This is a genomic window from Streptomyces sp. WMMC500, from assembly GCF_027497195.1.
Classification (GTDB): Bacteria; Actinomycetota; Actinomycetes; order Streptomycetales; family Streptomycetaceae; genus Streptomyces.
The window spans coordinates 3634634-3661248 of the sequence record NZ_CP114905.1 but is presented as its reverse complement, the minus strand read 5'-3'; the positions used below and the strand labels follow the sequence as shown (position 1 = coordinate 3661248).

Here is a 26615-nt window from a genome sequence, read left to right as displayed (position 1 = left end):
GGCGCGTACGGGACGGGGCTGCCCCGCGCCGTGCGGCGCGGGGCAGCCCGGGTCCGGATCAGACGCCGACCGGGGTGCGGTCCTCCACCAGGGGCGCCTCGGCGACCACCGCCGCCTGCCTGCGGTGCCCGTGGATGAGCAGCGCGGTCACCGTGCCCAGGCCCACGCCCGCCGCGCCGACCCACAGCGCCGGCGTCAGGCCGTCGACGAAGCTCTGCCCGGTCTCGTAGCCGCCCTGGGCGGAGAAGACCGCCGCCAGCACCGCGATGCCCAGCGCGCCGCCCAGCTCGCGCATGGCGTTGTTCGCGCCCGACGCGATGCCCTGCTCCTCGGGGGCGACGCTGGACAGGACGACGTTCGCGGAGGGCGCGAAGTACATCGCCATGCCCACGCCGCTGACCGTCAGCGCGGGCAGGATCGCGCCGTACGAGAAGCCGACCTCGACCGCCACCGCCCAGAGGGCCAGCCCCACCGCCTGCAGCGCGAGACCGGCGGCGATGATCGGCCGGCCGCCGATGCGGTCGGAGAGCGCGCCGGCGATCGGGGTGACGACCAGCGGCATCGCGGTCCAGGGCAGCATGCGCAGGCCGGCCTCCAGCGGCGAGTAGCCGCCGACCTCCTGGAGGAACTGGCTGAGCAGGAAGATCGAGCCGAACATCCCGAGGAACATCAGCACGCTCGCCGCGTTGACGGCGCTGAAGCTGCGGTTGCGGAAGAGGCGCATGGGCAGCATGGGGTTCCGGGCGCGCAGCTCGTACGCGACGAAGGCGGTCAGCAGCACCGGCGCGGCGATCAGCCCGGCGAGGACGGGCCCGGCGGTCCAGCCGTCGGCGTTGCCGCGGACGAGGGCGTAGACGAGGCCGAAGAGGGCGGTGCTGGCGAGCACGGTGCCGGGGATGTCGAGGCGGTCGTTGGGGCCGTGGCTCTCGGCCAGCCGCAGCCGGACCAGCGGGATGAGGGCGAGGCCGACGGGCACGTTCAGCCAGAAGATCCAGTGCCACGAGATGTGCTCGGTGAGCGCCCCGCCGACCAGCGGCCCGGACGCGACGGCCAGGCCCTGCACCGCGCCCCAGACGCCGAGCGCCATGCCGCGGCGCGCGGCCGGTACGGCGGCGGAGAGCAGGGTCAGCGACAGCGGCATCAGCAGGGCGGCGCCGACGCCCTGCACGGCGCGGGCGGCGACGAGGCCGTCGATGCCGGTGGAGAGCGCGGCGGCGGCGGAGGCGGCGGTGAAGATGCCGATGCCGACGGCGAACATCCGGCGGCGCCCGAAGCGGTCGCCGAGGGAGGCGCCGAGCATGAGGAGGACGGCGAAGGTGAGCGTGTACGCGCTGACCGTCCACTCCAGGTCCTCCATGCCGCCGCCGAGGTCGTCGCGGAGGGCGGGGAGTGCGGTGGTGACGACGAGGTTGTCGAGCGCGCCCATGAAGCTGGCGAGGCTGGTGAGGAGCAGGGCCCAGAAGGTGGGGCCGAAGCGGCTGTTGTCGCCGCCGGTGCGGGCTGGGGCGGGCATGGTGTGGCCTCCGGATTAGTTATCAGTCAATAACTTTCGCGGGCGTGCGTGTGCGCGGGCGTGCGGGATCGCGGGGGTTACGAAGGGTGCGTGCGCGGCTGGGTCTCGGGCCAGAAGCCGTCCCACACCCGGCCCTTCGGCGGGTAGCCGAGGGCGACGAAGGTGTTGATCAGCATCCCGAAGGCGAGGAAGGTGGTCGCCTCCTCCACGTCCCCCTCGAACGTCAGCAGCGCGAAGTCGTAGAAGTGCTCGGACCAGGCGGCCCGGATCGGCTTGCCGAACTCGTGGTCGCCGGCCGCCTCGGCCGAGGCCACCGCGACGTACATCTGCATCTGCATCAGCAGCAGGTCGCGGTCCTCCAGCAACCGCTGGTACGCGACGGCCACCGCCTTGTGCGCCTCCTCCGGCGACAGGCCCTCGGCGGCGTCGTGCATCACCGCGCCGGTGTCCTCGACGCAGCGGAGGGCCGCGGCGAGGAAGATGGCGCGCTTGTTGGGGAAGAGGCGGAAGAGGTACGGCTGTGAGACGCCGACCCGCTTGGCGATCGACTCGGTGGACGTGCCGTGGTAACCACCCCGGCCGAACTCCGTGATCGCTGCGCGGATGACGCTCTCGCGCCGCTCCTCTGCGCTCATCCTCACCATGGGAAGTAAGTTATTGGCCAATCACTAACTTGTCAAGCGGGGCTCCGAGGGCAGTAGTACGGGTGGTGTGCCGCAGGGGCGGGCGGCGCGCGCCGTACGGCACGGCCGCCTACGCCAGCCGGACCACGGCCCGCGACATCCCCAGCACCTTCTGCCCGCCGCTCGTCGCCGTCAGGTCCACCCGGACCGTACGCGCCTCGTCGTCCAGCTTCTGCGCGACCTTCCCCGAAACCTCGATCACCGCGCCCACGCCGTCGTCCGGCACCACGACCGGCTTGGTGAACCGCACGCCGTAGTCCACCACCGCGCCCGGGTCGCCCACCCAGTCCGTGACCACCCGGATCGCCTCGGCCATCGTGAACATCCCGTGCGCGATCACGTCCGGCAGCCCGACCTCCCTGGCGAACCGCTCGTTCCAGTGGATCGGGTTGAAGTCCCCGGACGCGCCCGCGTAGCGCACCAGCGTCTCGCGGGTCACCGGGAACGACTGGGCCGGCAGCTCCGTGCCGGCCTCGACGGCGTCGTACGCCACCTTCGCCACCATCGGCCCTCAGCCCTCCTCGGCGGCGCGGGCCACCAGCTTGATGATCGTCGTCACCACGTGCTCGCCCGCCTCGTCACGGACGTCGCCGCGCACGTCCATGATGTCGTTCCCGGCCATCGACTTGATCGCCTCGATCGTCGACGTCACGGAGAGCCGGTCGCCGGCCCGTACCGGACGGCTGTACGCGAACTTCTGGTCCCCGTGCACGACGCGGCTGTAGTCCAGCCCCAACTGCGGGTCCGCGATCACCTGGCCCGCCGCCCGGAACGCGATCGCGAACACGAACGTCGGCGGCGCGATCACGTCGGGGTGGCCCAGGGCCTTGGCAGCCTCCGGGTCGGTGTACGCGGGGTTGGTGTCGCCCACCGCCTCCGCGAACTCGCGGATCTTCTCCCGGCCCACCTCATAGGGGGCGGTGGGCGGATAACTCCGGCCCACGAAGGACTGATCGAGCGGCATGAACCCTCCTGTCGCGCCAGCGGCGGGCCCCACCCTAGCCGTGGCGTACGGGACCGGGGCGGGGCGGGGCGCCCGGGCGCGGGCGTGCGGCGCTCGGCGCGGGTGCGGGGTGTGGGCGCTGAGCTTGGGCGCCCGGCGCGTGCGGCCGGGGGCGGGCGCGGATGCGGGAGTGCGGTGCGGGGTGAAGCGCGGCGAACCCCCCGTCCCGGGCGGGACGAGGGGTTCGATGGCCTGCGTTCAGCGGGTCTCGCGGTGCGCCGTGTGGGCGTTGCAGCGAGGGCAGTGCTTCTTCATCTCAAGACGGTCCGGGTTGTTACGCCGGTTCTTCTTGGTGATGTAGTTCCGCTCCTTGCACTCCACGCAGGCCAGCGTGATCTTCGGGCGGACGTCTGTGGCAGCCACGTGAGTGCTCCTTGACGGACGGACATGTTCAACGCAGAAAGAGTAGCCGATCGAAGGTCCGAGCCTGCAATCGGCTACTTGAGGTGAGTAGCGGTGACCGGACTTGAACCGGTGACACAGCGATTATGAGCCGCTTGCTCTACCGACTGAGCTACACCGCTGCGATGCTCTGCCCCTCCCAGGGTAGCGAGGTGCGAACCGCATCAGAGCCCCAAAACGGAATCGAACCGTTGACCTTCTCCTTACCATGGAGACGCTCTGCCGACTGAGCTATTGGGGCGAGCGATGAAGACACTACACGCTGAGCGGCCGAAGGTGAAATCAGTAACCCGCCCTTGATCGCGCTCGCCGGCGCGTGCCGATCACCGCCGGTGGGCGGACCTGCCGGTTGCCACGCCGATACGACTTATCCCCTCCTCCGCCGCGTACGCGCCCGCCCCGCCTAGGCTCGTGCGCGCCGTTTGATCACGTCCGATCCGGGATGGTCTGCCCTGGTCGGACTATGTCTCGCCTGATCACGTCCGATTCGGTGCGATCCGGCCCGGCGTGGTCTTCTGATGATTTCCGATCTTGACTATGCGACTTTGCTCACATCGGGGATGTTTGCCCTGACCTGCCCGCAGGAGTCACATGCGTGCCAGCAGCCCTCCGCAGTACCCCCGGCACGGATCCGCCCCGGGCGGTGACGGAACACCGGTGCTGTGCGGCGCGCGGCTCGCGGACGGCAGGACGGTGGACGTACGGCTCGGGGACGGCCGGATCCTGGCGGTGGGAACGGCGGGCAGCCTGGCGGGGGAGGCGGGCGGGTGCGGGGCGCGGGTGGATCTCGACGGGTACCTGCTGCTGCCGGCGCCGGTGGAGGCGCATGCGCACCTGGACACGGCGCTGACCGGGGCGGGTGGCTCGGGCACCTCGGGTGGCTCGGGAGGTGTCGGTGGCGCGGGAGGCCCGGGTGGTGCGGGTGATGCGGGGAGTGGGAGTGGTGTTGCCGGGGCTTCCGAGGCCGCCGTCGCCGACGTGCAGCGGCGAGCCGTCGAGGCCGCCCTCCTCCAACTCGGGCACGGCGCCACCGCCGTGCGTACGCACGTACGTATCGGCGGCGCCGCGGGGCTCGGCAACCTCCGCGCCGTGCTCGCCGCCCGCGCCGCGCTGCGCGGCCTCGCCGACGTCGCGGCGGTGGCGGCGGCCCCGGTGCTGACCGGCGTCGCGGGGGCCCGGGGCAGGTCGCTGCTGCGCGACGCCGTCGCCATGGGCGCCACCGCGGTCGGCGGCTGCCCGGACCTGGACCCGGACCCGGTGGGCTACACGGACGCCGTGCTGCGGGTCGCCGCGGAGTACGGGTGCGCGGTCGACCTGCACTGCGACGGTGCGGACCCCGCACGGCTCGACCGGGTGGCGGCGGTGGCCGCCGAGCTGCGGTCCGCGGTGGCCGTCGGGCCGTGCGGCGGGCTGGCGCGGATGCCGTACGAGACGGCGGCGGGGGTGGCGGAGCGGTTGGCCGGTGCGGGGGTGGCGGTGGTGTGTCTGCCGCAGGGGGACTGCGGTGCGGCGCGCGGTGCAGGCGCACGGCCGTTGGCGTACGCCCCCGTGCGGCTGCTGCGCGCCGCCGGCGTGCGCGTCGCCGCGGGGAGCGGCGCCGTACGCGATGCCGCGAACCCCGTGGGACGCGGCGATCCGCTGCAGTCCGCCTACCTCCTCGCCTCCGCGGGCGAGGCCGACCCGGCGGCGGCGTACGCGACGGTTGCCGGGCAGGCGCGGGCGGTGCTCGGGCTGCCGGAGGTACGGGTGGCGGCGGGCTATCCGGCTGAACTGCTGGCGGTACGGGGCGACTCGGTCGCGGGTGCGCTGTCGCTGGGGTACAGCCGGATCGTGATCCACCGCGGCCGGGTGGTGGCCCGTACGAGCGCCGTACGCGAGTACTGCGACTCCGGCGCGGCGGACCTGGCCCTGCCGCGGCAGGGCCTGCGGCCTACGGCGGGGTGAGGGGGCGCCGCGTGCGTCGCGGCCGCGTGTTCGACCGTCGGAGGCGTTGTCAGGGGAGCCGCATACCCTTGGGCGGGTGTGCGGGGATGTGGGGGATGCGGGGGCGCGCGCCGCGCGGCGCGCGCCGTGGGCGGTCAGGCGTTACCGTCGAAGCCATGCGCATCGTCATCGCTGGAGGACACGGTCAGATCGCCCTGCGGCTGGAGCGGCTGCTCTCCGCCCGGGGTGATGCGGTCGCGGGGCTCATCCGCCGCTCGGAGCAAGCCGACGACCTGCGGGCCGTCGGTGCCGAACCCCTCGTCTGCGACCTGGAGTCCGCGGGTGTCGACGAGGTCGCCCCGCTCCTCGACGGCGCCGACGCCGCGGTGTTCGCCGCCGGCGCGGGGCCCGGCAGCGGCGAGGAGCGCAAGGGGACCGTCGACCACGGCGCCGCCGTGCTCTTCGCCGACGCCGCCGAGGCGGCCGGCGTGCGGCGCATCGTCGTCGTCTCCTCCATGGGCGCCGACCGCGAGCCGCCGTCCGGCGCGGACCCCGTCTTCGCCGCGTACCTGCGGGCGAAGACCGCCGCGGACGAGTACGTGCGGGCGCGGCCCGGCCTGGACTGGACGATCCTGCGCCCCGGCCGGCTGGTGAACGACGCGGGCACCGGCCTGGTCAACCTCGCCGAGCACACGGGCCGTTCGGAGGTCGCGCGCGACGACGTGGCGGCGGTGCTGGTCGCGCTGCTGGACGAGCCCGGGACGGTGGGGCTGACGCTGGAGCTGATCGGCGGCAGCACCCCGGTACTGGAGGCGGTCGCGGCGGTGGCCCGCACGGGGACGGCGTAGCCGCCGGGCGCGAGCGGCGCCCGGCCGGTTCGGGAACAACCGCCCTGCGAGCGGCGGGTGTTCCGGGCCGGGTGGGGATCGGGGCACTCCCCTCACCTCCATAACGCCGTGCGCCCTCCGTCGGTGGGTCCGGGGGAGTGAGTACGGGGCCTGGGCCTGGGACGGGGCCGCGGCTCCGGCGTCCCGTCACCGTTCCCGTAGCAGCTCCGCCAGCGCCGGGAGCACCTGCGAGGACCAGCCGCCGCCCATGATCCGGTGGGCCCGGCGCTGGAGCGGGTCGTCGGGGTCGAAGCCGGCGTGGACGAGGAAGAGGCGGGTGCCGCGGCCCTCGGGTTCGAGGGTCCAGGTGATCGTCCAGTCCGCGCCCCCGGCCCCGCCCGCGGCGTCACCCCCGTCCCCGGCCACGCCCTCGTCCGCCGCACCGTCCCCGTCCCCGGGCGCCGCGTCCGTCCAGCGGACGCGGAGCATCCGCTCCGGTTCGTACGCGAGGACCTCCTCCGCCACCGTGCCCGAGAACCCGGTGCCGGGCCGGGGGAGGGAGCGCATGAGGGTGCGGTGGCCCACTTCGAGGCGGAAGTCGCCGGGCATGAGCCAGCGGGCGCGCAGCCCCGGCTCGGTCAGGGCCCGCCACACCTTGCCGGGCGGATGCGGCAGGAAGGCGTCGAGCCGGATCTCGGTGGGGTCCGCGGGCTCGGGAAAGCCGGGGACGCTCACGCCCCGGCCCCGGTGTCGCCCGTACGGTCCGGGCCGTCCGCCTCCGGCAGGTCGTCCAGCAGCTCCGCCAGCCCGGCCAGCTTCGCGCGCCAGAACCGCTCGTACGGCCCCAGCCAGTCCCGTACCTCCGTCAGCGGCTCCGCCTCCAGCCGGTAGATCCGCTGCCGCCCGGCCCGCTCCTCGCTGACGAGCCCGGCCTCCCGCAGCACCTTCAGATGCTCCGAGAGGCTGGGCCGCCGCATGTCGAAGTGCGCCGCCAACTGCTGGACGGGCTGAGGGCCCTCGTCGCGCAGCAGTCGCAGCACCTCGCGCCGTACGGGACTGGACAGCGCGCCGAAGACGCGGTCCTCGCCGCGGGTGTGCTCGGTCGCGGGGGGCGCGGGCAAGTCCGCCGTCTCCTTCCTCCCGGGGCCTTCCTCCCGGGGCGTCTCTCCCGGAGCGTCAGCCCTCCGCCGAGAGCATGAACCGGTTGCCGTCGGGGTCCTCCAGGGTCGCCTGGCGGCCCCACGGCCGGTCGTCCGGGCCCTCGACCTTAGCGCCCGCCGCGCGCAGCGCCGCGCAGTCGCCGTCGAGGTCGGCGCTGACGAGCGCCGTGCCGTGCACGCTGCCGGGGGTGAAGCCCTGGTCCGCGGCGGCGAGCACGAAGTGGGTCTGCGCGCCCTTGGGCGCGACCGCCAGCCAGCGGACCGGGCCCATCTGCCGGTCGGCGACGACGTCGAAGCCGAGGGCGTCGGTGTAGAAGGTCTTGGCCCGGTCCTGGTCGGCGACGGGCAGGGTCACGAACTGCGCGTGGGTGATGTTCATGCGCCCGATGATACGTAGGAAATTTCCTACGTATCAACCGGGTGCGGCGGGCGGCGGCGGGCCCGGCGGCCGCGGGCCCTCGTCGCCCTCGTACGCCGCGAGCGCCGCCTGCCGCAGCTCGAAGAGCCCGGCCAGGTCCGCGGCGGCGATCCGCTCCCGCGCCAGCAGCACGGTCGCCCTCGCTTCCACCGCGGCCCACGCCTGCCGGCACCACTTGTTCCCCAGCCGCCGCCGCTCGCTCCGCAGGAACGCCGCTCCCGCCGCGAAGCCCGCCGAGGCCAGCGTGCCGAGCGCCGCCGGCACCCGCGCGTCCGCGGACGCCAGCGCGGCGGCGCCGGAGACGGCGGCGAGCAGGGCGGCGGGGAAGCCGAGCGCCACGTCGGTCCTGGCCCAGAACTCGGCTCTGCGGTGGGCGAGTTTCTGCCGCCGCGCCGCTTCGTCGCGTAACCGCTCCACCTCTCTGCGCAGCCGGTGTACGGGCTCGTCCGGTACGGACGGCGGGGTGCCGCCGGTGGTCGTGGCCATAGTCGATTGCACCACAACGACCGTGGTACAGAGAGGAGCCGACGGTGACAGTCCTGGGCGGGCTGAGTCGTGGGCTCCGGCCAACGGCGGCCCGCCGGGGGGCAGTTGTGATCCGGCCGCGCCGCCCGGCTCCCCTCACCGATACCGCCGCGTCCCCGCCAGCCACGCCCCCGCCGCCACCGCCAGCACCGCCCCCGCCGTCGCCGCCTGCGCCGTGCCGAGCGGCAGCAGCACCCCGCCGAGCAGGGTCCCGAGCCCGATGCCCGTGTAGATCGCCGAGGCGTTGAGCCCGACCACGAGCGCCGTCTCCCGCGGCGCCGCGGAGATGAGCCGGTGCTGCTGCGGCGGCGTCTGGCACCAACTGCTCGCGCCCCACGCCACCATCGCCGCCGCCGTCAGCGGCAGGGAGCGCAGCCCCGCCGCGGCCGACACGGCGAGGGCGCCGAGGCCGGCCGCCATCAGCGCGTACCCGACGGCCAGCACGCGCACCGCCCCCCAGCGGTCGGTGGCCAGGCCGGCGGCGAAGTTGCCGGCGACGGCCCCGGTTCCGTACAGGCACAGCATCCACACCGCCTCCGAGGCGCCGACGCCGACGTCCGCCAGGACGGGCACGGCGTACGCGTAGACGGTGTACCCCGCCCCCATCCCGAGCGCGGTCAGCGGCAGCACGGCGAGCACCCCCGGCCGGCGCAGCGCCGCCAGCCGCGCCCGCAGCGGCACCGGCGCCCCGCCGGGCAGCGGGGGCATGACCGCGTAGACCCCGAGCGCGCACACCGCGCAGAGCGCGGCCACCAGCCCCAGCGCCGTGCGCCAGTCCACCGCCCGCTCGACGAGCGTGCCGAGCGGCACGCCCAGCGCGGTGGCCACGGTCAGCCCGCCGATGACGACCGCCAGCGCCCGCGCCCGCCGTTCGGGCGGCGCGAGCGCGGCGGCGACGGCCCCCGCGCCGGGCGTGAACGCCGCCGCCCCCGCCGCGGCGAGGACGCGGCAGGCCATCAGGACGGCGTAGCCGGGCGCCAGCGCCGAGCCGAGGTTGGCCGCGGCGAGTACGAGCAGGGCGCCGACGAGCAGCGTGCGCCGCGGGACGCGGGCGCAGGCGGTGGCGAGTACGGGGGAGAGCGCGGCGTACGCGGCGGCGAAGACGGTGACGGACTGCCCGGCGGCGGACTCGGAGACGTCGAGCGAGCCGGCCATGGCGGGCAGGAAGCCGGCGACGACGAAGGCGTCGGTGCCGACGGCGAAGGTGCCGAGGGCCAGGACGAGGGTGGCGGAGCGCCCGCCGGTACGCGCTCCGGGCGCGGCGGCCGTCGGCTCGGCGGATCCGTGGACCGGGATATCTGACATCCCCATTCCTCTCGTGCGTCGCGTACGGGACACGGCGTGCAGGGTGGTACGGGCCCGCTCAGCCGGCCAGGCGGGCGTACTGCCGCCGCGTGCGCTCCGCGCTCGCCTTCGGGGCCGCGGCCATCAGATCGGCGACGGTCTGCCCCGCCAGCTCGCGCCGCCAGGCCAGCTCGGCGCGGCGCATCGCGGTGGCCACCCCGCACGGCCGGGCGAACTCCCGCCCCGCGCCCTGCCCGCCGTGTCCCCGCTGCCGGATCTCGGTGCAGACGAACGGTTCGAGCGGCCCCTCCAGGGCGGTCACGACGTCCATGAGCGTGATCCGCTCGGGCGCCCGCGCGAGCGAGAAGCCGCCGCGCGCGCCGGGCGTGGAGTCGAGGATCCCGGCGCGGGCGAGGGCCTGGAGGCGCTTCTTGAGGTATTCCTGCGGCAGGTCGAACCAGGCGGCCAGCCTGCGGATGGGCACCGGCCCCGCGTCCCGCAGCCACGCCAGGGTCAGGCAACTGTGCAGCCCCCACTCGACGCCTTCGCCCATGTGCATGAAGGGGATGCTACACATCCCGATGAGCACGACCTACGGCGCGTATCCCTCGAAGACCCGCTTCGCCTCGTCGTACAGGTACGGCCCCTCGCCCGGCACCTCCGCCGGCGCGCCCGCCGCGGGCCGCAGGTCCCGTAGCTGCCCGGCCGACAGCGCGTACACCACGCGCCCCAGCCCCGACCGCGACAGCGCCCCGGCGCACATCGGGCACGGCTCGCAGCTCGTGTACATCGTCGTCCGCGCCGCGGTCCCCGCGTCCAGCCGCCGCGCCGCCCACCGCGCGAGCTTCAGCTCGGGGTGCGCGGTGATGTCGTCGTCCGTGACCGCGGTGTTCCGGTCCTCCGCCAGCACGTCCCCGCCGGGCCCCACCAGCAGCGAGCCGTACGGCCCGTTCCCCTCCGCCCGCGCCTGCGCCGCCAGCTCGAAGGCCCGCCGCAGGAACCGCTCCCCGTCGCCGTCCACCGTCACCACTCCCTCCGCGTCCACCGCCGACCCAGGGGATTCAACCCGACCACGCCGCCCCGCGACACCCGCCGCGCCCGCCGTGACCAGCGCATTTCACCGGCTTTCCGCCATCGGCCGGCGCTGAAACGCCGTTGAAAGGCCGTTGAGCGCGGCGCCCCGCAATCTACGGGGCATGACGACGACCACCGACACACCCGCCATCGCGGCCACCGGGCTGCGCAAGGCGTACGACGACAAGACCGTCCTGGACGGCATCGACCTGCACGTGCCCGAAGGCACCGTCTTCTCCCTCCTCGGCCCCAACGGCGCCGGCAAGACCACCGCCGTGAAGATCCTGTCCACCCTCATCACCGCCGACGCCGGCGCCGTCCGCATCGCCGGACACGACCCGGCCACCCACCCCGACGCCGTACGCGCCGCCATCGGCGTCACCGGCCAGTTCTCCGCCGTCGACAACCTGATCACCGGCGAGGAGAACATGCTCCTCATGGCCGACCTGCACCACCTGCCGCGCCGCGAGGGCCGCCGGGTCACCGCCGAACTCCTGGAGCGCTTCGACCTCACCGACGCCGCCACCCGGCCCGCCGCCACCTACTCCGGCGGCATGCGCCGCCGCCTCGACATCGCCATGACCCTCGTCGGCAACCCGCGGATCATCTTCCTCGACGAGCCCACCACCGGCCTCGACCCCCGCTCCCGCCACAACATGTGGCAGATCATCCGCGAGCTGCTCACCGACGGAGTCACCGTCTTCCTCACCACCCAGTACCTGGAAGAGGCCGACGAACTCGCCGACCGCATCGCCGTGCTGCACGGCGGGAAGATCGCCGCGCAGGGCACCGCCGCGGAGCTGAAGCGGCTCGTCCCCGGCGGCCACGTGCGGCTGCGGTTCGAGGACCCCGGGGCGTACGAGAGGGCGGCGGGCGCGCTGCGCGAGACCGTACGCGACGACCAGGCGCTGACCCTGCAGATCCCCAGCGACGGCACCCAGCGCGAGCTGCGCGCGATCCTCGACTGGCTGGACGCCGCCGACGTCCACGCCGACACCCTCACCGTCCACACCCCCGACCTCGACGACGTCTTCTTCGCCCTGACCGCCACCCCCGGCCAGCCCGCCCGGCTCCACCAGCCCGCTCAGCCCGAGGAGACCGTCCGATGAGCACCTTCACCCTCGCCGTCCGCGACTCGTCCACCATGCTGCGCCGCAACCTGCTGCACGCCCGGCGCTACCCCTCCATGACCCTCAACCTCCTGCTCACCCCGGTCATGCTGCTCCTGCTCTTCGTCTACGTCTTCGGCGACACCATGAGCGCCGGGCTCGCCGGCGGCGCGCCGGACCGCGACGTCTACATCGCCTACGTCGTGCCCGGCCTGCTGCTCATGACCATCGGCAGCACCACGATCGGCACCGCCGTCTCCGTCGCCACCGACATGACCGAGGGCATCGTCGCCCGCTTTCGTACGATGGCGATCCACCGCGGCTCCGTGATCATCGGCCACGTCCTCGGCAGCGTCCTGCAGTGCCTGGCCAGCGTGGTCTTCGTCGGCGCCATCGCCGTCGCCATAGGCTTCCGCTCCACCGACGCGACCGTGCTGGAGTGGCTCGCCGCCTTCGGGCTGCTGATGCTCTTCGCCATGGCGCTGACCTGGGTCGCCGTGGGCATGGGGCTCGTCAGCCCGAACGCCGAGGGCGCCAGCAACAACGCCACGCCGCTGATCCTGCTGCCGCTGCTGTCCAGCGCGTTCGTGCCGCTCGACGCGATGCCGGGGTGGTTCCGGCCGATCGCCGAGTACCAGCCGTTCACGCCGGCCATCGAGACCCTGCGGGGCCTGCTGCTGGGCACGGAGATCGGCCACGACGGCTGGCTCGCGGTCGCCTGGTGCCTGGGCCTGATCGTGCTCGGCTACCTGTGGTCCAAGGCGTCGTTCAACCGCGACGCGAAGTAGCCGCGATGAGCCCGCGCGCCACCTCGCGCAGCTCGTCCCGGTCCAGGGCGGCGTACTCCGACACCGCGTCGGCGTACGCCGCCCCGTCGGCGTCCTCGGCGGTACGGCGGGCACGGTCGACGGCGAGCGTGGGGTGGAATGCCTGCGGCACGTACAGCCGCTCGGCGAGCGCCAGGAGCCGTACGGCTGAGACATCGCCCGCGGCGAGATCGCCCGCGGCGAGGCGGACGAGGCCGAGGGACAGCACGGCGGTGCCGTCGACGGAGGCTTCGGCGGGGACCTGCCCGCCGGGGCGGGAGGCGTCGGACAGGACGGTACGCATCCGGCGCTCCAGCTCCGCCACCAGCCCGGCGACGGGCTCCAGGCGGCCGGCGTAGGCGTGGGCGGCGACGGCCGCGGCGGCGATGTGCATGCCCCAGGAGTCGGCGAGGGGGTCGGGCGGCGGCATAGTCTCCGCGTCGGGCAGCGCATCGGGCAGCCTGCCGGGCGCCGCGTCGGGGGGCGCCGCGGACAGCGTGGCCGGCGGCGCGCCGACCGGGGGCGCCGCGGGCGCCGCGACCGGCGGGTACGGCGCCTCCGGCGGCCCCGCGGACCGCAGCTTCTCCACCGCCGTACGCCACCGCTTCAGCCCCAGCTCCGTCAGCCCGCGCGACAGCGCGATCTCGCCCCACGCCGCCATGTCCGCCGCGAGCAACTGCGGCTGCTCCGCCGGCGACCGGGCCTCCTCCACCCGCCGCAGCCACTCCTCCGCCTCGTCCGTCCGCCCGCGCTGGAGACACGCCAGCACCAGACCGCGGCGCAGCCCCGTCGTGGGCGACTGGTCGCTCAGGTGGGACAGGGCGTCCAGCGCCGCCATCAGGTGCCCGTACGCCTCCTCGCCCAGCCCGGCCTCCATGCACAGCTCGCTGCAGCGGGAGCCGCCGAGGAGCTTCAGCGACGGGTTGGGCACGGCGTCGACCGCGGCGAGCATCCGGCGGGCGGCGGCCAGCGCGCGCTCCGGCTCGTGGCCGTGCTCCCAGAGATAGCTGGCGACGCACTCGGCGATGCCGGAGAGCAACGGGGCGTCGCTCGCGCAGAGTTCGAGCAGCTCCTCGTAGTCGGGCGGGCGCATGTCCGGTACGGCGCACAGCACGACGGCCGTCGCGCGCAGCAGGGTGTCGGGGCCCGCGGGCGGCAGGCGCCGCAGGACGACGAGATGGCGCGGGTGGAGCGGCCCGTAGCCCATGAACGGGGCGGCGGTGCACAGGGTGCTGAGGGTGCGGACGACCTCGGTGTGGCGGGGGTCGGGGCGGTAGTGCGACAGCGGGCGGGCGGTGTCGGCGGCCAGGGTGAAGGTGCGGTGGAAGCTCGCCGAGTCGGTGGTCCAGACGCCCGCGAGGACGGCGCCGGCCGCGGCGGTGGTGGCGTGGTCGGCGCGGGCGAGGGCGTAGCGCAGGGCGAGGACGAGGTTGTCCTGCTCCGCGCGCAGACGGGGCCAGTGCCGCAGCGGCTCGGGGCCGAACAGCGCGTCGTGCTGGGCGACGCCGAAGTCCCGGGCCCAGTCCAGGAAGCGGGCGGTGACCGCCTCCTCCTCGCCGGCCGCCGCGCGCCGCGCGGCGCTGAACTCCCGCACCGTCTCCAGCATGTGGAAGCGGATCCCGGCGGCGGTGTCGGCGGCCTTCAGCAGCGACTGGTCCACCAACTGCTCCAGCAGCTCCAGCGCGTCGCCGCCGTCCACCATCCGGTGTGCCGCCTCCGCGGTGAAGCCGCCGGGGAAGACGGACAGCGCCCGCAGCGCCGCCCGGGCGTCCTCCTCCAGCAGGTTCCAGCTCCAGTCCACGACCGCGTGCAGCGTGCGATGCCGCTCGGGCGCGTCCCGCGCCCCGCCGCGCAGCAGCGCGAACCGGTCGCCCAGGCGCCGCGCGATCTCCGGTACGGACAGCACCCGCACCCGCGCCGCCGCCAGCTCCACGGCGAGCGGCAGCCCGTCGAGGTGCCGGCACAGCTCGGCGACGGCGGCGGGCGGGAGGTCCACGTCGGGGCGGGCGGCGCGGGCGCGCTGGGCGAACAGCTCGGCGGAGGTCTCCGGGGTGAGCTGGGGGAGGTGGTAGACGGCCTCGGAGCTGAGCCCGAGCGGCGCGCGGCTGGTGACGAGCACCCGCAGGTCGGCGGCGCGGGTCAGCAGGTCCCGTACGAGGTCGGCGGCGCCGCCGACCACCTGCTCGCAGTTGTCCAGGACCAGGAGCGCGGGCCGCCCGCCGAGCGCCGCCACGATGGCGGCGAGCACGTCGGCGCCGGGCGGCGCCGCACCCCCCAGCGCGGAGGCCACCTCTCCGGCGACGTCCGCGTCGGCGCGGACGCCGGCCAGCGAGACGACGTGCACGAGCTGCTGCTCCGCGCGCCGGCTGACGGCGTACGCGAGCCGCGTCTTGCCGAGGCCGCCGGGGCCGACGATCGAGGTGAGCCGCGAGGAGCGCAGCAGCGCGTCGGCGGCGGCGAGGTCGTCGTCGCGGCCGAGCAGCGGGTTCGGGTCGTGCGGCACGCCGTGCCGGACGGCGGGCGCCTCGGCCCGCAGCAGCTCCTGGTGGACCGCCCTGAGCGCCGCGCCCGGGCCGGTGCCGAGGTCGTCGCGGAGCCCGCGCCGGTACGTGTCGTAGCGGGCGAGCGCCGCCGCGGGCCCGGCCGACGCGGCCTCGGCGCGCAGCAGTTCGGCGAGCACCTCCTCGTCCCGGGGCGCCCCGGCGAGGAGCTGCGCCAGCGGCGCCGCGGCCTCCGCGCGCCGGCCCACCCGCGCGAGCGCGAGGGCCCGGGCCCGTACGAGATCGCCGTACACCGGCGCCCGCGCGGCCCGCAGCTCCGCCACCGGATCCCCCGGGACGCCTTCCGCCTCCGGCGGCGCGTCCCAGCACCCGAGGCCCTCCTCGGCGGCGGCCAGCGCGGCGGCGTGATCCCCGCCCCGTACGGCCCGCGCCGCCTCCTCGGCGCACCGCACGACGACCGCGGTGTCGACCCGCTCCGCCGCCAGCGCCAGCCGGTACCCGGTCGGGGTGCTGACGATCACGTCGGAACCGACGAGGGCGCGCGCCCGGGACACCAGGATCCGCAGCGCGTTCGCCGGATCGGCCGGCAGCTCCTCCCCCCACAGCCCGTCCACCAGCCGCCCCACGCTGCACCCGCCCCGCAGCTCCCCGGCCAGGAGGGCGAGCAGGCCGCGTACCCGGGGCGCGGTGATCTCCCGCCCGTGGAAGGCGACGCGCGAGAGGAAGGTCAGCTCGACGGGGGAGGTCACGGCGCGCGACCGGCTCCGCCGGACCCCGCCGGGGGCTCACCGAAGGGGTTGCTTTCGTGACGAAACACCCGCGCGCCTCGCGCGCCCGCCCGCCGCCCGGCCGCGTGCCCGTCCGGGCCGCCGGGCCGGTGGTTCCACCCGCGCGCGAAGTACGGGACGGTGGTGTCGCTCACGCGGCGGCTCCCTCCACGAGGAACGGATGTGCGCGCAGCCTATAGCGGGGCGGCCGGCGGGACGTCGGCCCGGGCAGGGGTCCGGTCGGGCGGACCGGACCGGGACGGCGAAGGGGAGCGGAGACGACATGGCGCAGCCGGATCCCGCCGACGAGTGGCTGGAACGGGGCAACGACGCGCTGCGGCGCGGCGATCCGGAGACCGCGGAGACGTGGTACCTGCGGGGCGTCGACCTCGGCGACGTGCGCGCGGTGGCAGCCCTGGGCGTCGTCGCGGAGCAGCGCGGGGACCTCGCGGCGGCGGAGGACCGGCTCCGTACGGCGGCGGGCTCCGGCCACGTGCCGGCGATGTTCAACCTGGGCCGGCTGCTCCGGCGCCGGGGCGACGCCGAGGAGGCGGAGACCTGGTACCGGCGCGCGGCCGAGGCCGGCCAGGAGCACGCGATGGCGAACCTCGCGGTCCTGCTGGACGGCCGCGGAGCGGAGGAGGAGGCGGAGCGCTGGTTCCGCCGGGCGGCGGAGGCGGGGGTCGCGGAGGCGATGGTCGGCCTGGGCGTCGGCCTGGCCCGCCGGGGCGAGGACGCGACGGCCGAGCAGTGGTTCCGCCGTGCGGAGGACGCGGGCGAACCGAAGGGCGCGTACAACCTCGGCCTGCTGCTGGCCCAGCGCGGCGACACCGCGGGCGCGGAGCGCTGCTGGCGTGCGGCGGGGGCGGCGGGGGAGGTGCACGCGATGTTCAACCTGGGCTTCCTGCTGATGAACCGCGACGACCTCGACGGCGCGGAGACCTGGTGGCACCGCGCCGCGACGGGCGGCCACGCGGACGCGGCGCACAACCTGGCGCGGCTGCGCGGGGAGCGTGGCGGCTGAACCGGCGTGCGCGTACGCGCACGCCGTGACGCGGGTGCGTCAGCGCGGCACGAGCCGGATCGTGGCCTCCTTGGCCTGCGGGGTCACGACGGAGCCGAAGATGTCCGCCGGATAGTGCCCGTACTTGGTCCGGTACGCCTCGTCCACCCGCGGCGTGGTCTCGCCCGGGTCCCCGACGTCGACGAAGGCGACGTCCTTGTCGACGCCCCCGGCCCGGATACGCCCCGCCAACCGCGCCCGCGTCCCGCGGAACCACGGCCCCTGCGACCCCTTCACGGACCGGACGTAGACGTCGTCCCCGTCGCGTACGACCCACATGGTGACCGGATCACGCAGACTGCCGTCACCGCGCTGCGACTGAAGGTTCAGCTCCTCCGCGGTGCCGATCCGGTCAAGCTCGTCGGCTGTCCATGCCGCCATACCTGATCCTCCGCTCACGTACCCCGAGCACGTCCGTACAGTGCGGAATCTAGACGAGAGAAACAATCCCCGCATTTTGGTTCAAGCCGCCCGGTCAACTCGTGTGGCGAGCCGCGAGGTGGTCCTGAAGCATCGCGTGCCGGAACCACCAGGGCGGAGAGGGCTATCGCGTTCACGGGCCCCGAGCCATCGATCGCGCACGATTTCCGGCAACGCCAGGCGGAGATTCCACCATCCGAGGTCGTACGCGTCCTCGGCGGGTGCGGAGACCCGGCAGCGGATCCTGACCGGATCCTGACAGGGCACTGGCAGGCTCCCCGCTGACCGTGATCTCCGGAAGGAAGCCGACATCATGACCGAACATCCGACATCGTCTCGCCGAACCGTTCTCGCCGCGCTGGGAGCCGCCCCGTTGGCCGCCGGTGGCGTGCTGGGGACGGCCGGCACATCCCACGCCGACGGCTCGTCCGGATTCGGCCGGGTACCCGGCACCTTGCGGCCCGGCGGTGAACTCGACCGGTACATCGCCCAGATGGCCGCCGAGGACAGGTTCTCCGGCACCGTTCTGCTGACCCACCGGAACAGGCCGGTACTGTCCCGCTCGCACGGCTGGGCCGACAGGGCACGGCGGATCGCCAACGGGCCGGAGACCAGGTTCGTGGTCGGATCGATCGCCAAGACGTTCACCGCCGTCGCGATCGCCCAGCTCGCCGCGCGGGGCGAGGTGGCCTACGGCGGCACGGTCGGTGCCTACCTCGACGGTTTCCCGGCCGAGATCGCACAGCACGTCACGGTCCACCAGATGCTCACCCACACCTCCGGCCTCGGCGACTTCTACAGTGCGGAGTTCGTCGAGCAGGCGAAGAACTGGGACACCGTCGAGGAGTTCTGGGACGGCCTCATGGCGGTCATGCGCACCCTGAAGCTGGAGTTCACGCCGGGCACCAGGACGGACTACAGCAACGCGGGGTTCATCATTCTCGGCGGGATCGTGGCGCAGATGGCGGGGTCCTACTACGACCACATGCGCAGTCGCCTCTTCACGCCGGCAGGCATGGACAGCAGCGACTTCTCCACCAAACCCGAGGTACTCGCCGACCGGCGCGTCGCCCACCCCTACGCCCTGCAGGACGGTGAACACGTCGACATCATCGACAGCGACCTCCTGATCGGCACGCCAGCGGGCGGCGCCTACGCCAGCGCACCGGACATGGTCCGCTTCGCGCACGCCTTCCAGGACGGCGCCACGCTCCTCGACCGCGCCGGCGCCCAGCTCGTCGCCAGCCCGAAGCTGCCGCCGTCCACGGACAACGACAGGTTCGCCGCCTACGGGTTGACCGCCCACCTCACCAACGGCCAGTGGTCCTACGCGAAGAACGGCGGCTTCCAGGGGGCGAGCAACAACATCGAGTGGTTCCCCGAGTCCGGCTGGGTCGCCGCGGTGCTCTGCAACTACGCCGACTCGGCAGAACCCGTCAGCGACAAGGCCCGGGAACTCATCGCGGATGCACGGTGACACCACGGTGAGAACTCCGAGCCCGTGCTCTGTCGGGCGCTTTCGAAGGGCTCCGCCCTCGATCACCCCGTAGGGGATTCGCCCGACCCGGGACGGCCTTCGGCTCCGCGACGCGGCGGTCGCGCTCAGTCGGCCGGGGCGGTCATCCGGCGGGTTGACCCCGGCGGTGGGCCTGCCGCGTGCCTGGTGTCGGGCATTCGGGTGGACCTTTCGCGGGGAGCCGGATGGTGAACGTCGAGCCGGCGCCGGGGGCGCTGGTGACCTCGATGTGGCCGTGGTGGGCCTCGACGAGGTGTGTGGCGATGGCGAGGCCGAGGCCGGCGCCGCCGGTGCTTCGGCTGCGGGCGGGGTCGGCGCGGTAGAGCCGGTCGAAGACGTGGGGCAGGTGTTCGGGGGCGATGCCGGAGCCCGTGTCGGCGACGGTGAGTGTGACCGTGTCCCCGCGCTCGTCGTCCTCGTACCCGTCCACTGTGACCTCCACCGATCCGCCCTGTGTATGGCGGACCGCGTTGGACACGAGGTTGCCGAGCGCCTGGCGCAACCGGACCGGGTCGGCGCGTACGGTGACGGGCCCGCTCGCGGTGAGGCGCAGATCCACCCCCGACGCCTGGGCGCCGGCGCGGTGTGCGGCGACGGCCTGCTCGGCGAGGTCGGTCGCGTCGGTCTCCTCGGGGTGGATGCGCAGCATGCCGGCGTCGGCGAGGGCGAGGTCCTGGAGGTCCGCGACGAGCCGTTCGAGCAGAGAGGACTCCTCGACGAGCGAGTGGATGAGGTCGGGGTCGAGCGGGAGAACGCCGTCCTGGGCCGCTTCGAGGTAGCTGCGGACGTTCGCGAGCGGAGTACGCAGTTCGTGGGCGACGTCGCCGACCATCGCCCTGTGTTGCCGGTTGGCGGTGTCGATCGAGGCGGCCATGGTGTTGAAGGCGTCCGTGAGCCGGGTGATCTCGTCGTTGCCGCGGACCGGTGGGACTCGGGCGGTGTGATCGCCCGCCGCCATCCGGCGGACGGCACGGGTCAGCGTACGGACCGGGCGGACCAGGCGCCGGCCGGCCAGCGCCGTGCTGACGGCGGTGACGAGCAGCACCACGGCCGCGGTCGTGACGGTCCGCCACCGGCCTTCCCGGGAGAACGGATCGAACCGGTCGCTCTCGCCGAGGTACAGGTCGGCCGGCGCGGCGACGTAGGGCCGCTTCGCCTCGACCTGCGCGGTGTCCACACACTGTGTCCACCCCGGGCTCTTCGTGGTGGCGGGCTGGACGGCGCCGTCCCTGACCACGTACGCGAGGCCGCGCTCGTCGAGGCAGGCGGTAGTGTGCTCGACGATCTCGGCCTGGAGGCGGCGACTGGCCGCGGACGGCGCGAGAAGCGCCGCGGGGACGCACGGGCTCACCGACGGCCGAGCTCCCGCATCGACCGAGCCGGGCCCGGCCGTACCCTCGGCTCGGTGGCGGGTGCGCTCAGGTCTGTTTGCGGTGCCGCTCCGGCCGGTCCGGCGCGCGCAGTCCGCCGCCTGCTCGACGAGGGTCTGCCGCTGCCGCCGTTCCGCCTCGGTGAGCTGCCAGCCGTGGAAACCGAGTTCTCTTCCGGGGGCCCGGGCGACCAGGGTGGGCACCGGGGTGATGTCCGGGGTGGGCGGGTAGGACGCGTCGATCCGGGCCGCGGGTGCCGGTGGCAGCCCGGTGCGCCGGTCGCCGAGGAGCAGCGCCGAGTCCGCGATCGTCGTGCCGTCCGGATCGGTGAGGGCGATGCGCCGGCCGGTGTCCGTCGCGAGGTCGCGCACGAGGGACTCGACGCCGTGCCAGCGGGGGTGCTCGTCGGCGTACGTGTACAGCGCGTCGAGAATGTCGCCATCGGTGGCCGGCAGAGGAGCGTCGCCGGCCGGGGCGTCGCGCGGCTGACCGCTCGTGCCGTGGGCGGCGAGCAGCGCGGTGGCGGCACCCCCGAGTGCCGCGACCGCGAGCGAGAGCCCGACCAGCCTCAGCAGCAGACTGCGCTGTTTTCTACGGCGCATCGCCGGCCTCGCCGTCTGGCGGTTCGGCGAGCTTGTAGCCGATGCCGTACACGGTGAGCAGATACCGCGGCCGGGTGGGCGTCGGCTCGATCTTGCGGCGCAGGTTCAGTACGTGCATGTCGATGGTGCGGCCGGTCACCTCGCGGTCGAACGCGCCGACGCGCTCCAGCAGCAGCTCCCGGGTGAACGCCCGCCCTGGCGCGGCGGCCAGACAGACGAGCAGGGTGAACTCGGCCGGCGTGGTACGCACCGGCACACCGTCGACTTCGACCTGGTGTCGCACGGTGTCGACGACCAGACCGCCGACCCGGTACTGCTGCGGTTCGGCAGGGGCGGCTCGGGCGGTGCGGCGCAGCACCGCCTGGATCCGGGCGAGTAACTCGCGCGGCCGGTACGGCTTGGTGAGGTAGTCGTCCGCGCCCGTCCGCAGGCCCTGCAGCAGGTCGTCCTCACTGGCGCGCGCCGTGACCATGATGATCGGAACGTCCTGTTCGGACCGCAGTGTCCGGCACACGTCCAGACCGCCGATCGTGGGGAGCATCAGGTCAAGCACCAGCAGGTCCGGCGAACATCGCCGGGCGCGGTCGAGGGCGGCCCGGCCGTCGTGCACGACGGTGGTCTCGTGCCCATCGCGTTCGAGATAGCGGCGGATCAGGTCCGCCTGTCTGCGATCGTCCTCGGCGACCAGAATGCGAGCTGGCATAGCGGTGAGTCTCACGCACGTACCTGAAGCGGCCATGAGAACGACGCACCGCCGACGATCTCGACCAGATCGTGAACCGCCCTGCCCTCGACGCTGCCGCCCGCGACCGCGGCCTCACAGATGCCGAGGCGGCCGTCGCGGCCGCCCGCGCCTTCTACCGCCACATGTCGGGCGCCGTTGCCGACTCGGCCCGCGTCAGGGAGCAGCACACGGTCTGACACGGCCCACGGGCCCGGCGCGATCGGGACGCCTGATGAAGGCAGGCCCGGCGGCAATCGTTTGCGGTCGGGCTGGCGGGAGAGGTGTGGTTGCGTCGACCGGCCGATACGGCACGGAGAGGCGGCTGGTCAGGACCCGGAACCGGGTGAGACACAGTGGGGCAATCCGGGGTGAATCTCTGTCGCCCGGGGGAGTGGCATGCGAAAGGGCCCGCGGCAGCGTTTATGCTGGTCGCGGGCCCTTTTCGTGGTGGTGGCGGCGCCAGGATTCGAACCTGGGAAGGCTGAGCCGGCAGATTTACAGTCTGCTCCCTTTGGCCACTCGGGCACACCGCCAAGGGATGTCGCCTGGTCCGGCCGCGGGGGCTGCCCGGCAACGTCGTAAACCATACCCGATGGCCGGGGGTGGTCCGCCACTCGGTTGTGGGGCTCGTGGGCCGGGTGGGGTGGCTAGGCTGGGCTACGGCCCCGGGGATCGGGGTGCGGTATCAGGGAACCAGTGCACGAGGAGCACACCGAAGATGGCCGACTCCAGTTTCGACATCGTCTCGAAGGTCGATCGGCAGGAGGTCGACAACGCTCTCAACCAGGCCGCCAAGGAGATCTCGCAGCGCTACGACTTCAAGGGCGTCGGCGCCGCCATCGCCTGGTCGGGGGAGCGGATCGAGATCCGGGCCAACGCCGAGGAGCGGGCCAAGGCCGTGCTGGACATCTTCCAGACCAAGCTGGTCAAGCGGGGGATCTCGCTGAAGGCCCTGGAGTCGGGGGAGCCGCAGGCGTCCGGGAAGGAGTACAAGCTGTACTCCACCGTCAAGGAGGGCATCTCCCAGGACGACGCCAAGAAGCTGGCGAAGATCGTCCGCGACGAGGGGCCCAAGGGGGTCAAGGCGCAGGTGCAGGGGGACGAGTTGCGGGTGTCCTCCAAGAGCCGGGACTCCCTGCAGGAGGTCATCACCCTCCTCAAGGGCAAGGACCTCGACTTCGCCGTCCAGTTCGTCAACTACCGGTAGGTCTCCCCCCTGACCTGGGTCAGTGGCTGCTGAGTCTGTACGCTCTTCCGCCCCGTAGCGCATGCGCTACGGGGCGTCGGCGTTGGCCGGGGCCGTTGGGCTCAGAGTTCGGTCCAGGTGAAGGCGACCTCGTCGCCCGGGTTGATGCGGAACTGGCAGCCGCCGACGGGGGTGGACGTGCCGTTGACGCTGATGTTCCAGTACGCGGTGGCGTCGCCCGTGTGGCCGGCGATGGTGCTGACGAAGTAGTCCTCGAAGGAGGGGTACCAGGTGCCGTCCCAGGTGAAGTTCTGCTGCTGGGCGGCGTCGTCGAGGGCCGCGGTGGGGGTGGCGCCTGGGGTGGGGTTGGCGCCGTTGTTGGTGCCGTCGCACTTGTGGGTGCCGCCGGAGGCGGTGGTGACGTCGTGGCCCGTGGTGCTGATGGAGCCGTCGAAGACGGTGCTCGTGGGGCCCTGGACGGTGAGGGTCACGGTGATCGGGGCGTTGGCCCGAGGGGCGGGTGCGGTTGCGGTCGCGGCGGGGGCCGCGGCGCCCAGGGCGAGGCCGAGGGCGGCGGTCAGGACGGCGCAGCGGCGGAGCAGGGCATGGCGCATGGCGGGGTCTCCTTCGTTGGCGGGAGTTGCCGTACGCCGCCCCCGGCAGGGCGCCGGGAGCGGGGCGGTGCGGTGGAAGTGCCGTACGCCGCTCCCGGCACGGTGCCGGGAGCGGGTGGTCGCGCGTGCGGTGTGGCTCAGGGGTGGGTGCGGCGGGGGCGGGTGAGGACTACGGCGATGCTGCCTGCCGCGAGCAGGGCTGCCGCGCCGGCCGCCAGGAGCAGGGCCGGGGTGCCGGTGGAGGCCAGGCCGCCGCCGGTGCCGCCTACGGAGTCGGGGGTGTGGCCCGTAGCGCCCGACGAGCCGCCGGTGGCGGTTCCCGTGGCGTCCCCCGAGGAGCCGGACGCGCCGGACGTACCGGAGGAGCCCGTCGCGCCTGAGCCGCCCGACCCGGACGAGCCGCCGGAGTCCGACCCGCCGCCGGTCGTCCCCGTGCTTCCGCCCGCGTCCGTGCCCCCGTCCGTGCCCCCGTCCGTGCCGCCCGCGTCGCCGCCGCCGGTGCCGCCGCCGTCCGAACCGCCGCCCGGCGGGGAGCAGTCGATCGCCGGCAGCCCCGGCGTCGCGGCCGTGCCGTCGAGCTCCGTCAGGGACTTCCCGGCCAGCGCCGGTACCGCCTGGGCCGTGGCCCGCAGCGCGGTGCCGTCGGCGACGGGCTCGGCGTAGCCGACCGCGCCGCGGTCGGCGGCCGGGGCGTCGCAGCCGACCTGGCGGGACTTCAGCCACGCGACGCCCTCCGCCGCCGCCTCCGTACGGCCGCCCGCGGCGAGGGCCTGGACGTCCAGGGCGGTGGAGTTGGAGTTGCCGGGCGGGGTGCCGAAGCCGTTGTCGCGGAAGCTGCCGTCGTCGAGTTGCTGGGCCTCCAGCCAGTCCAGCGCCGGCTCGGCGTCGGCCGTACGGCCCGCGCCCAGCAGCGCCTGTACGGCCAGGCCCGTGGAGTCGGTGTGCGACTTGCACCGCGTCGGGTCCGGGCGGAACACCAGCGGGTAGCCGCCGTCCGCGCACCGGGAGGCGGCGAGGAAGTCGACCGCCTTGTCCGGCAGGTCGCCGGTACGGGCCAGGGCGAGGACCGCCAGCGACTGGGTGAACTGGTTCGACATGTCGCCGCTCGGGGCGGCGTCGGTGAAGCGCCCGTCCGCCTGCATCCGGCCGACCAGCTTCCCGGTGAGGTCGAGCCCGCCGAAGTCGCCGGGGTCGCGGCCCTGGACGTCGGCCACGAGCGCGAGTTTGGCCGCGCCGCCGGCGAAGACCGTGCCCGGGCCGCCGCGTTCGACGTACGCCTCGACGTCGTCCTCCAGCCAGTCGGTGGCCTTGTCCGCCGTCGTGCCCCCCGTGCCGGTCGCCGCCAGGGCGAGGACGACGTCGGCGGTCAGGCCGTGGTCGCCGGAGGCGTGCGTGCCGTCGGTGAGTTTGCCGGCCATCCAGGTGGCGGCGGCCTTCGCCGGCGAGGCGAGTGCGGTGGGGGCGAGTGCGGGGGTGGAGGGTGGGGCGTCCGACGGGGTGGAGTCCGCGCGTGCGCCCGCGGGCGCCGCCAGGAGTGCCGCCAGGAGGAGGGAACCGGCCACCGCCAGCGCGGGCAGCGCCCCTGCCGGCAGCCCGGCCGCCGGCCGTCTGGCCGCCGGCAGCCCCGCCCGTCTCTCCCGTCTCGCCCGTCTCGTCCCTCTCGCGCGGTCCCTCACGAGGTGCCTTCCTTCCCCGGCCGGCACCCGGGCCCGCAGCACCGCCGCCGATACGAAGACCCCCGGCATCCGTAGGGATGCGGCAGGGGCCGGGAGTGCCGGGCGGCGACTCGGGGCTCCACGCTGCGGACCGTGACAGTGAGAAGCAGTGCACGCGCGCGGTGGGCGGTCCGGCTCGCGGCAGTGCGGGCAAGTGCCCCGCTGCCGCTCACGGTTGCAGGTCAGCGCCGGTCTCTCACCGGCTTTCCCCAGTCGCGAACGCCTTCAGTTGTCGGTCCGCCGGGCGGGCGGACCGCGCGTAGTCTACGAGCCCGTACGCCGACGCCGCCAGACCGCCCGCCCACGCTCGTCCGCCTACGCTTCTCCGCATGCGCATCGTCTCGCTGCTGCCCGCCGCCACCGACATCGTCGCCGAACTCGGCCTGGCCGGTGCCCTCGTGGGCCGTACGCACGAATGCGACTGGCCGCCCGAGGCCGTCGCCGGCGTCCCCGTCGTCACCGCCGCCGGCTTCGACGCCGACGCGATGAGCAGCCGGGAGATCTCCACCGCCGTCGGCGGGGCCGCACACCGGGGCTCGTCCCTGTACACCCTGGACACCGACGCGCTGGCCGCCCTCGCCCCCGAGGTGGTGCTCACCCAGGACCTGTGCGACGTGTGCGCCGTGTCGTACGAGGCCGTGTCGCGGACGGTGCGGATGCTGGCCGGCGCGGGACCGCGGGTGCTCAGCCTGGAGCCGCACACCCTGGACGACGTGCTGGACTGCCTCCTGCGCGTCGGGGAGACCCTCGGCGCACGGGACGTCGCCGAGCGGCGGTGCGCGGAGCTGCGGGCCCGGCTGGCGGACGTCGAGCGGCTGACCACGGCCGCCCGGGGCCACACGCGCCCCCGCGTGGCGGCGATCGAGTGGCTCGACCCGCTGTGGCCCGCCGGCCACTGGGTGCCGGAGCAGATCCGCCACGCGGGCGGCGAGCCCCTGCTGGCGGCGGCGGGCGAGCACACGAAGCCCATGGAGTGGGAGGCGCTACGGGCCGCCCGCCCGGACGTCCTCCTCCTGCTGCCCTGCGGCTTCCCGCCCGCGCGCACAATGCGCGAGTGGGAAGCCGCACTCACCGGCCTGCCCGGCTGGCACGACCTGCCCGCCGTACGCGCGGGCGAGGTCTGGGTGCTCGACGGCCCCGCGTACTTCAACCGCCCCGGGCCACGCGTCGTACGCGGAGCGGAGGTACTGGCGCACGTCCTGCACGGGGTGACGGCGGGAGAGCCGGTCGGCCGGGCCGAGGCACGGCGGGTGACGACGGCCGCGTGACCCCGCAGGGCGGCGGGATCCACGCCCGACAGGGCCGACCCCGCGCCCCGTTGTGCGCCGTACCGCGCTGCTCGGGGCCGGTGCTATGCTCCGTCCGTTCGAATACTGACAACTTCATACATGCCGCCCGCGTCGGGGAAGC

Annotated in this window: 27 protein-coding genes, 3 tRNA genes and 1 riboswitch; of the genes, 9 read left to right on the top strand and 21 right to left on the bottom strand. The window is 74.5% G+C overall.

The window, feature by feature from the left end; genetic code table 11:
- Window positions 1-58: 58 nt before the first annotated feature.
- The 7 genes from O7599_RS15445 to O7599_RS15415 form a co-directional block, all read right to left on the bottom strand.
- On the bottom strand, window positions 59-1513 hold the full coding sequence (locus tag O7599_RS15445; RefSeq protein WP_281622727.1) for a DHA2 family efflux MFS transporter permease subunit: 1455 nt from the start codon (window positions 1511-1513) through the stop codon (window positions 59-61).
- A 77-nt stretch (window positions 1514-1590) separates the two neighbouring features.
- Window positions 1591-2148: a TetR/AcrR family transcriptional regulator gene (locus O7599_RS15440; protein WP_281622726.1), complete on the bottom strand. Its 558-nt coding sequence runs from the start codon at window positions 2146-2148 to the stop codon at window positions 1591-1593.
- A gap of 118 nt (window positions 2149-2266) precedes the next feature.
- Window positions 2267-2701: a MaoC family dehydratase gene (locus O7599_RS15435; RefSeq protein ID WP_281622725.1), complete on the bottom strand. Its 435-nt coding sequence runs from the start codon at window positions 2699-2701 to the stop codon at window positions 2267-2269.
- Between the two features lie 6 nt (window positions 2702-2707).
- Window positions 2708-3160 (bottom strand): MaoC family dehydratase N-terminal domain-containing protein, encoded by a 453-nt coding sequence (locus O7599_RS15430; RefSeq protein ID WP_281622724.1) that lies wholly within the window; start codon window positions 3158-3160, stop codon window positions 2708-2710.
- A 237-nt stretch (window positions 3161-3397) separates the two neighbouring features.
- Window positions 3398-3562, bottom strand: a complete 165-nt coding sequence (gene rpmG / locus O7599_RS15425) for a 50S ribosomal protein L33 (RefSeq protein WP_003948671.1) — start codon at window positions 3560-3562, stop codon at window positions 3398-3400.
- An 88-nt stretch (window positions 3563-3650) separates the two neighbouring features.
- Window positions 3651-3723: transfer RNA gene (locus O7599_RS15420), tRNA-Met, on the bottom strand.
- 46 nt (window positions 3724-3769) lie between these two features.
- A tRNA-Thr gene (locus tag O7599_RS15415) sits at window positions 3770-3842 on the bottom strand.
- Window positions 3843-4192: 350 nt separating this feature from the next.
- Between O7599_RS15415 and O7599_RS15410 the strand changes: the two genes are divergently transcribed.
- Entirely contained in the window at window positions 4193-5545 is a 1353-nt protein-coding gene (locus tag O7599_RS15410; protein WP_281622723.1) for an amidohydrolase family protein, read from the top strand.
- 155 nt (window positions 5546-5700) lie between these two features.
- Window positions 5701-6372: an SDR family oxidoreductase gene (locus O7599_RS15405; RefSeq protein ID WP_281622722.1), complete on the top strand. Its 672-nt coding sequence runs from the start codon at window positions 5701-5703 to the stop codon at window positions 6370-6372.
- A gap of 186 nt (window positions 6373-6558) precedes the next feature.
- Here O7599_RS15405 and O7599_RS15400 read toward each other — a convergent pair whose 3' ends face one another.
- The 7 genes from O7599_RS15400 to O7599_RS15370 form a co-directional block, all read right to left on the bottom strand.
- Window positions 6559-7086: an SRPBCC domain-containing protein gene (locus O7599_RS15400; protein ID WP_281622721.1), complete on the bottom strand. Its 528-nt coding sequence runs from the start codon at window positions 7084-7086 to the stop codon at window positions 6559-6561.
- Window positions 7083-7472, bottom strand: a complete 390-nt coding sequence (locus O7599_RS15395; protein ID WP_281622720.1) for a metalloregulator ArsR/SmtB family transcription factor — start codon at window positions 7470-7472, stop codon at window positions 7083-7085. The genes O7599_RS15400 and O7599_RS15395 overlap by 4 nt, the downstream gene beginning before the upstream one ends.
- 55 nt (window positions 7473-7527) lie before the next feature.
- Complete coding sequence (locus O7599_RS15390) at window positions 7528-7890, bottom strand: VOC family protein (protein WP_281622719.1); 363 nt, start codon at window positions 7888-7890, stop codon at window positions 7528-7530.
- Between the two features lie 33 nt (window positions 7891-7923).
- Window positions 7924-8415 (bottom strand): hypothetical protein, encoded by a 492-nt coding sequence (locus tag O7599_RS15385; RefSeq protein ID WP_281622718.1) that lies wholly within the window; start codon window positions 8413-8415, stop codon window positions 7924-7926.
- A gap of 135 nt (window positions 8416-8550) precedes the next feature.
- Window positions 8551-9759 (bottom strand): MFS transporter, encoded by a 1209-nt coding sequence (locus O7599_RS15380; RefSeq protein ID WP_281622717.1) that lies wholly within the window; start codon window positions 9757-9759, stop codon window positions 8551-8553.
- Window positions 9760-9817: 58 nt separating this feature from the next.
- Window positions 9818-10297 carry an Rrf2 family transcriptional regulator gene (locus tag O7599_RS15375; protein ID WP_281622716.1) on the bottom strand — a complete coding sequence of 160 codons (480 nt, stop codon included), beginning with the start codon at window positions 10295-10297 and terminating at the stop codon, window positions 9818-9820.
- A 33-nt stretch (window positions 10298-10330) separates the two neighbouring features.
- Complete coding sequence (locus O7599_RS15370) at window positions 10331-10783, bottom strand: nucleoside deaminase (RefSeq protein ID WP_281622715.1); 453 nt, start codon at window positions 10781-10783, stop codon at window positions 10331-10333.
- 151 nt (window positions 10784-10934) lie between these two features.
- Between O7599_RS15370 and O7599_RS15365 the strand changes: the two genes are divergently transcribed.
- Both O7599_RS15365 and O7599_RS15360 read left to right on the top strand, forming a co-directional pair.
- A complete protein-coding gene (locus O7599_RS15365) occupies window positions 10935-11921 on the top strand; it encodes an ATP-binding cassette domain-containing protein (protein WP_281622714.1) in 987 nt (328 codons plus the stop codon).
- Entirely contained in the window at window positions 11918-12709 is a 792-nt protein-coding gene (locus O7599_RS15360) for an ABC transporter permease (protein ID WP_281622713.1), read from the top strand. The genes O7599_RS15365 and O7599_RS15360 overlap by 4 nt, the downstream gene beginning before the upstream one ends.
- On the opposite strand, the gene O7599_RS15355 is transcribed toward O7599_RS15360, so the two are convergent.
- Window positions 12690-15977: a BTAD domain-containing putative transcriptional regulator gene (locus tag O7599_RS15355; protein WP_281622712.1), complete on the bottom strand. Its 3288-nt coding sequence runs from the start codon at window positions 15975-15977 to the stop codon at window positions 12690-12692. The genes O7599_RS15360 and O7599_RS15355 overlap by 20 nt on opposite strands.
- 301 nt (window positions 15978-16278) lie before the next feature.
- Here O7599_RS15355 and O7599_RS15350 point away from each other — a divergent pair, with 301 nt between their 5' ends.
- A complete protein-coding gene (locus O7599_RS15350; RefSeq protein ID WP_281622711.1) occupies window positions 16279-17019 on the top strand; it encodes a tetratricopeptide repeat protein in 741 nt (246 codons plus the stop codon).
- Between the two features lie 39 nt (window positions 17020-17058).
- Here O7599_RS15350 and O7599_RS15345 read toward each other — a convergent pair whose 3' ends face one another.
- A complete protein-coding gene (locus O7599_RS15345) occupies window positions 17059-17439 on the bottom strand; it encodes a DUF2255 family protein (RefSeq protein ID WP_281622710.1) in 381 nt (126 codons plus the stop codon).
- A 412-nt stretch (window positions 17440-17851) separates the two neighbouring features.
- Between O7599_RS15345 and O7599_RS15340 the strand changes: the two genes are divergently transcribed.
- Window positions 17852-18955, top strand: a complete 1104-nt coding sequence (locus tag O7599_RS15340; RefSeq protein WP_281622709.1) for a serine hydrolase domain-containing protein — start codon at window positions 17852-17854, stop codon at window positions 18953-18955.
- A gap of 142 nt (window positions 18956-19097) precedes the next feature.
- Here the strand turns inward: O7599_RS15340 and O7599_RS15335 are convergent, their stop codons facing one another.
- Together O7599_RS15335 and O7599_RS15330 are read right to left on the bottom strand one after the other, a co-directional pair.
- Window positions 19098-20966 carry a HAMP domain-containing sensor histidine kinase gene (locus O7599_RS15335; RefSeq protein WP_281622708.1) on the bottom strand — a complete coding sequence of 623 codons (1869 nt, stop codon included), beginning with the start codon at window positions 20964-20966 and terminating at the stop codon, window positions 19098-19100.
- Entirely contained in the window at window positions 20956-21669 is a 714-nt protein-coding gene (locus O7599_RS15330) for a response regulator transcription factor (protein ID WP_281622707.1), read from the bottom strand. Before O7599_RS15330 ends, O7599_RS15335 begins: the two co-directional genes overlap by 11 nt.
- A 71-nt stretch (window positions 21670-21740) precedes the next feature.
- Between O7599_RS15330 and O7599_RS15325 the strand changes: the two genes are divergently transcribed.
- A complete protein-coding gene (locus O7599_RS15325) occupies window positions 21741-21887 on the top strand; it encodes a hypothetical protein (protein ID WP_281622706.1) in 147 nt (48 codons plus the stop codon).
- 251 nt (window positions 21888-22138) lie between these two features.
- Here the strand turns inward: O7599_RS15325 and O7599_RS15320 are convergent.
- Window positions 22139-22223, bottom strand: a tRNA-Tyr gene (locus O7599_RS15320).
- A gap of 185 nt (window positions 22224-22408) precedes the next feature.
- Here O7599_RS15320 and O7599_RS15315 point away from each other — a divergent pair.
- Entirely contained in the window at window positions 22409-22897 is a 489-nt protein-coding gene (locus tag O7599_RS15315) for a YajQ family cyclic di-GMP-binding protein (protein ID WP_281622705.1), read from the top strand.
- A gap of 101 nt (window positions 22898-22998) precedes the next feature.
- Here O7599_RS15315 and O7599_RS15310 read toward each other — a convergent pair whose 3' ends face one another.
- Together O7599_RS15310 and O7599_RS15305 are read right to left on the bottom strand one after the other, a co-directional pair.
- The gene (locus O7599_RS15310) at window positions 22999-23490 is read right to left on the bottom strand and encodes a DUF4430 domain-containing protein (RefSeq protein ID WP_281622704.1); all 492 of its coding nucleotides are present in this window, start codon (window positions 23488-23490) and stop codon (window positions 22999-23001) included.
- Window positions 23491-23627: 137 nt separating this feature from the next.
- Entirely contained in the window at window positions 23628-25166 is a 1539-nt protein-coding gene (locus O7599_RS15305; protein ID WP_281622703.1) for a prenyltransferase/squalene oxidase repeat-containing protein, read from the bottom strand.
- 167 nt (window positions 25167-25333) lie between these two features.
- A riboswitch (cobalamin riboswitch) is annotated at window positions 25334-25415 on the bottom strand.
- Between the two features lie 119 nt (window positions 25416-25534).
- On the opposite strand from O7599_RS15305, the gene O7599_RS15300 reads away from it, so the two are divergent.
- Window positions 25535-26473, top strand: a complete 939-nt coding sequence (locus O7599_RS15300; protein WP_281622702.1) for a cobalamin-binding protein — start codon at window positions 25535-25537, stop codon at window positions 26471-26473.
- The last annotated feature ends 142 nt before the right edge of the window (window positions 26474-26615 follow it).

Coding starts and splice junctions, on each gene's coding strand:
- O7599_RS15300 (WP_281622702.1), top strand. CDS start 25,535: ATGCGCATCGTCTCGCTGCTGCCCGCCGCCACCGACATCGTCGCCGAA.
- O7599_RS15440 (WP_281622726.1), bottom strand. CDS start 2,148: ATGAGCGCAGAGGAGCGGCGCGAGAGCGTCATCCGCGCAGCGATCACG.
- O7599_RS15335 (WP_281622708.1), bottom strand. CDS start 20,966: ATGCGCCGTAGAAAACAGCGCAGTCTGCTGCTGAGGCTGGTCGGGCTC.
- O7599_RS15365 (WP_281622714.1), top strand. CDS start 10,935: ATGACGACGACCACCGACACACCCGCCATCGCGGCCACCGGGCTGCGC.
- O7599_RS15315 (WP_281622705.1), top strand. CDS start 22,409: ATGGCCGACTCCAGTTTCGACATCGTCTCGAAGGTCGATCGGCAGGAG.
- O7599_RS15435 (WP_281622725.1), bottom strand. CDS start 2,701: ATGGTGGCGAAGGTGGCGTACGACGCCGTCGAGGCCGGCACGGAGCTG.
- O7599_RS15410 (WP_281622723.1), top strand. CDS start 4,193: ATGCGTGCCAGCAGCCCTCCGCAGTACCCCCGGCACGGATCCGCCCCG.
- O7599_RS15350 (WP_281622711.1), top strand. CDS start 16,279: ATGGCGCAGCCGGATCCCGCCGACGAGTGGCTGGAACGGGGCAACGAC.
- O7599_RS15430 (WP_281622724.1), bottom strand. CDS start 3,160: ATGCCGCTCGATCAGTCCTTCGTGGGCCGGAGTTATCCGCCCACCGCC.
- O7599_RS15385 (WP_281622718.1), bottom strand. CDS start 8,415: ATGGCCACGACCACCGGCGGCACCCCGCCGTCCGTACCGGACGAGCCC.
- O7599_RS15375 (WP_281622716.1), bottom strand. CDS start 10,297: ATGCACATGGGCGAAGGCGTCGAGTGGGGGCTGCACAGTTGCCTGACC.
- O7599_RS15390 (WP_281622719.1), bottom strand. CDS start 7,890: ATGAACATCACCCACGCGCAGTTCGTGACCCTGCCCGTCGCCGACCAG.
- O7599_RS15445 (WP_281622727.1), bottom strand. CDS start 1,513: ATGCCCGCCCCAGCCCGCACCGGCGGCGACAACAGCCGCTTCGGCCCC.
- O7599_RS15310 (WP_281622704.1), bottom strand. CDS start 23,490: ATGCGCCATGCCCTGCTCCGCCGCTGCGCCGTCCTGACCGCCGCCCTC.
- O7599_RS15380 (WP_281622717.1), bottom strand. CDS start 9,759: ATGTCAGATATCCCGGTCCACGGATCCGCCGAGCCGACGGCCGCCGCG.
- O7599_RS15330 (WP_281622707.1), bottom strand. CDS start 21,669: ATGCCAGCTCGCATTCTGGTCGCCGAGGACGATCGCAGACAGGCGGAC.
- O7599_RS15360 (WP_281622713.1), top strand. CDS start 11,918: ATGAGCACCTTCACCCTCGCCGTCCGCGACTCGTCCACCATGCTGCGC.
- O7599_RS15345 (WP_281622710.1), bottom strand. CDS start 17,439: ATGGCGGCATGGACAGCCGACGAGCTTGACCGGATCGGCACCGCGGAG.
- O7599_RS15405 (WP_281622722.1), top strand. CDS start 5,701: ATGCGCATCGTCATCGCTGGAGGACACGGTCAGATCGCCCTGCGGCTG.